1 protein-coding gene is annotated in these 1752 nt (G+C 66.6%); it reads left to right on the top strand.

Annotated elements, in window-relative coordinates:
• Positions 1–216: 216 nt before the first annotated feature.
• Positions 217–1572, top strand: coding sequence for an LLM class flavin-dependent oxidoreductase (locus tag ACFR9S_RS08715; RefSeq protein WP_379732655.1), 1356 nt, complete (start codon positions 217–219; stop codon positions 1570–1572).
• Positions 1573–1752: the final 180 nt, after the last annotated feature.

Genomic DNA, 1752 nt, shown 5'->3' with positions numbered 1-1752 from the left:
CGGTGCTGCGCCGGACCCTGTGTCCGGCGCCCTGCGGTCGCAAGTGGCCAACGAACGAGATGCTGTCGCGGTTGCAGTAGCCGACGAACGAAATCCAGTCACGGTCTCCCTAGAGGGGTACAACGAGAACACGACCAAACGATCACGACCGCGAAACCCCACCGTTTCGCCGGCATCCGGTAGTTCCTAACCCTCAGACCCCAACACGTAACCAAGATGAGCGACCGGCTCCACCTCAACCTCTTCACGATGAACTCCGTCGAGCACGTCTCGCCCGGCACTTGGCGCCGGGAGGGCGACCGCTCGCACGAGTACACCGATCGAGAGTACTGGACCGACGTGGCCCGCACCGCCGAGCGCGGCAACTTCGACGCCGTGTTCTTCGCCGACGTCCGCGGGATCTACGACGTCTACGGCGGCGACCGCGAGACCGCGATCGAGAAGGCCGTCCAGACGCCGTCGAACGACCCCGCGCTCGTGGTGCCGGCGATGGCCGAGGCCACGGAGGACCTCGGCTTCGCGATCACCAAGTCCACCACCTACAACCACCCCTACCAGCTCGCTCGGGAGTTCTCCACGCTCGATCACCTCACCGACGGCCGCGTGGCGTTCAACGTCGTCACCTCCTACCTCGAATCCGCCGCCGCGAACCTCGGCCTCGACGAGCGCATGGAGAAGGAGACGCGCTACGAGCGCGCCGCCGAGTTCCTCGACGTCTGCTACGCGCTCTGGGAAGATTCGTGGGAGGACGACGCAGTCATCCGGGACGCCGACGCAGGCCGCTACACCGACCCGGAGAAGGTCCACAGTATCGACCACGAGGGCGAATTCTTCGACGTGCCCGGCCCGCACGGCTCCGAGCCGTCGCCCCAGCGCACGCCGGTGATCTATCAGGCCGGCTCCTCGGAGTACGGCCGGAACTTCGCCGCGAACAACGCCGAGGCGGTGTTCTGCTCCCAGCCGACCGAGGAGGGGGTGGTGGAGTACATGGAGGATGTCAAGTCCCGCGCCGCCGACGCCGGCCGCGACGAGGACGCGATCGCGTTCTTCATCGGGATCGTCCCGGTCGTCGCGCCCACGGAGGAAGAAGCGGAAGCGAAGTACGAGGCGCTGAAGGAGTCGGTCGACGTGGAGTCGACGCTGGCGCTGCTCTCGGGCTTCCTCGACATGGATCTCTCCGAACTCGACCCCGACCAGAAGGTCGAGCACATCGAGACCCAAGCGATCCAGGGGACGATGAACGCGTTCACGCAGTCCGACCCCGACCACGACTGGACGGTGCGGGAGGTTGCGGAGTTCTCCGGCCTCGGTTCGACCTCGCCCATCGTCGTCGGGACGCCCGAGCAGGTCGCCGACGAACTCGTCTACTGGCACGAGGAGGTCGGCGTCGACGGCTTCAACGTGAAGGAGGCGGTCCGCACGGGCAGCCTCGACGACTTCGTGGATCAGGTCGTCCCGGAGCTACAGGACCGGGGGCTGTTCCGCACGGAGTACGAGGGCGAGACGCTCCGAGAACGGCTCTACGGTGAGGGGCAGTCTCGGCTCCCCGCCGACCACCCGGCACGACAGTAGCGAGTCCGCCGCAGTCCGGCGGTTCTTTCGGAAGCCGTCACGTAGTTCCGGTAGCGAATAGGTTTAAGTTCCTCCACCCACATGGTTCAGGTGACGCTTCGCTTTGGAGGGCCGAAGCGTCAGCGGGGACCGTTTCGACGCCGGGCCGGGCCGGTTTTCTCGGCCCGCCCGGCGTTTTCG

Origin of the sequence: Halolamina salina (genome assembly GCF_042678005.1) — an archaeon.
GTDB classification, from domain to species: domain Archaea; phylum Halobacteriota; class Halobacteria; order Halobacteriales; family Haloferacaceae; genus Halolamina; species Halolamina salina.
The sequence above is the reverse complement of the archived record's forward strand: the minus strand, read 5'-3'. Positions and strand labels throughout refer to the sequence as shown.